This is a genomic window from Thioclava sp. F1Mire-8, from assembly GCF_002213165.1.
In the GTDB taxonomy this organism is placed as follows: Bacteria; Pseudomonadota; Alphaproteobacteria; order Rhodobacterales; family Rhodobacteraceae; genus Thioclava; species Thioclava nitratireducens.
In genome coordinates, this window is sequence record NZ_NBNY01000011.1 from 1 (window position 1) to 2,500 (window position 2,500).

The following is a 2,500-nucleotide window of genomic DNA, read 5'->3' on the forward strand; positions in this document are numbered from 1 at the left end:
TGGTTGCGGGAGTAGGATTTGAACCTACGACCTTCAGGTTATGAGCCTGACGAGCTACCGGGCTGCTCCATCCCGCGTCCGTTGAGCTTTTGCCTTTTGTCAGGTTATGAGCCTGACGCGGCGATCGCGTTTTTCAAACTCTCGAGTAGAGTTTGTCTCGCTTGCGGGGTGCTCGATCCCGCGTTTATTCCCGAGGGCATTTAGTGTTTGCGATCGGGATTTTGTTTGTCATCGTTTTTTGAGAGATGAAGTTTTTCGTCGCTTCTTTCTAGGTTTGGCGGTGACCTACTCTCCCACGTCTTAAGACGCAGTACCATTGGCGCGACGGCACTTAACGGCCGGGTTCGGAATGGAGCCGGGTGTTTTGCTCGTGCTATGACCACCAAACCGAGGAAGAAGCGATGAAGTTCAAGTCGTACACGTTGTATTGTGCATGCTGTTTGATCGGTTACCAGAGGTCTGGCTACTACCGGATCAAATCAAGCCAATCGGGCAATTAGTACTGGTCAACTGAACGCGTTGCCGCGCTTACATCTCCAGCCTATCGACGTGGTGGTCTTCCACGGCCCTCAAGGGATACCTAGTTTTGAAGGGGGCTTCCCGCTTAGATGCTTTCAGCGGTTATCCTGTCCGGACATAGCTACCCAGCACTACCGTTGGCACGATAACTGGTCCACCAGTGGTCCGTTCACCCCGGTCCTCTCGTACTAGGGGCAACTCTTCTCAAGTATCCTACACCCACGGCAGATAGGGACCGAACTGTCTCACGACGTTCTAAACCCAGCTCACGTACCTCTTTAAACGGCGAACAGCCGTACCCTTGGGACCTGCTCCAGCCCCAGGATGAGATGAGCCGACATCGAGGTGCCAAACGATGCCGTCGATATGGACTCTTGGGCATCATCAGCCTGTTATCCCCAGAGTACCTTTTATCCGTTGAGCGATGGCCCTTCCACTCGGGACCACCGGATCACTATGGCCGACTTTCGTCTCTGCTCGACTTGTCAGTCTTGCAGTCAGGCTGGCTTCTGCCATTGCACTCAACGACCGATTTCCGACCGGTCTGAGCCAACCTTCGCGCGCCTCCGTTACACTTTGGGAGGCGACCGCCCCAGTCAAACTACCCACCACGCAGGGTCCCGGATCCCGATAAGGGACCGCGGTTAGACATCAAGCAGGCGAAGGGTGGTATCTCAAGGATGGCTCCACGGAGACTGGCGTCCCCGTTTCAAAGCCTACCACCTATCCTGCACATCACATGCCTGATGCCAGTGCGAAGCTATAGTAAAGGTTCATGGGGTCTTTCCGTCTAACCGCGGGTAGTGTGCATCTTGACACACAGTTCAATTTCGCTGAGTCCACGTTTGAGACAGCGGGGAGATCGTTACGCCATTCGTGCAGGTCGGAACTTACCCGACAAGGAATTTCGCTACCTTAGGACCGTTATAGTTACGGCCGCCGTTTACCGGGGCTTCAATTCGGAGCTTGCACTCCTCCTTTTAACCTTCCGGCACCGGGCAGGCGTCAGACTGTATACGTCGCCTTACGGCTTCGCACAGCCCTGTGTTTTAAGTAAACAGTCGCCACCCCCTAGTTTGTGCCCCCGCCCCATACTTGCGTACGAAGCGGGCCTCCTTCTCGCGAACTTACGGAGGCATTTTGCCGAGTTCCTTAAACGTGGTTCTCTCAAGCGCCTTGGTATTCTCTACCAGTCCACCTGTGTCGGTTTCGGGTACGGTCCGATAGTGGGGCTATTTCCAGGAACCTGTTGGCTGCCCGATCAATCCGATAAGATCGAACAACGGCTCAGATCCGTCACCACCACATGGCCCAGGAATATTAACCTGGTTCCCATCGACTACGCCTTTCGGCCTCGCCTTAGGGGCCGGCTTACCCTGCTCAGATTAGCTTTAAGCAGGAACCCTTGGACTTTCGGCGACAGGGTCTCTCACCCTGTTTGTCGCTACTCATGTCAACATTCTCACTTCTGATCACTCCACCGGATGCCTTACAGCCCGGCTTCACAGTCAGAACATTGCCTCCAATATCCCCGTGGGGAGTAAGGAGGCAGCGTTCTATATCACAGAACGCTCCGCTACCACGCACATCACTGTGCATCCAAAGCTTCGGCTCATGGCTTGAGCCCCGTTACATCTTCGCCGCAAGACCTCTTGACTAGACCAGTGAGCTGTTACGCTATCTTTAAAGGATGGCTGCTTCTAAGCCAACCTCCTGGTTGTTTTGGAAGTCTCACATGCTTTCCCACTTAGCCATGAATTGGGGGCCTTAGCTGTTGGTCAGGGTTGTTTCCCTCTCCACGACGGACGTTAGCACCCGCCGTGTGTCTGCCGATCAGTTCTTCCCGGTATTCGGAGTTTGCTTAGACTCAGTAAGGCTGTGGGCCCCCATCATCCATGCAGTGCTCTACCCCCGGGAGAATACAATCGACGCGCTACCTAAATAGCTTTCGCGGAGAACCAGCTATCTCCAGATTTGATTG

1 tRNA gene and 2 rRNA genes (1 of these 3 cut by a window edge) are annotated in these 2,500 nt (G+C 54.3%); all 3 read right to left on the minus strand.

Annotation, left to right across the window (positions count from 1 at the left end):
• A tRNA-Met gene (locus B6V75_RS18330) sits at positions 1-77 on the minus strand.
• Between the two features lie 195 nt (positions 78-272).
• A 5S ribosomal RNA gene (rrf, locus tag B6V75_RS18335) occupies positions 273-387 on the minus strand.
• An 88-nt stretch (positions 388-475) separates the two neighbouring features.
• A 23S ribosomal RNA gene (locus B6V75_RS18340) occupies positions 476-2,500 on the minus strand; it runs 808 nt beyond the window's last position.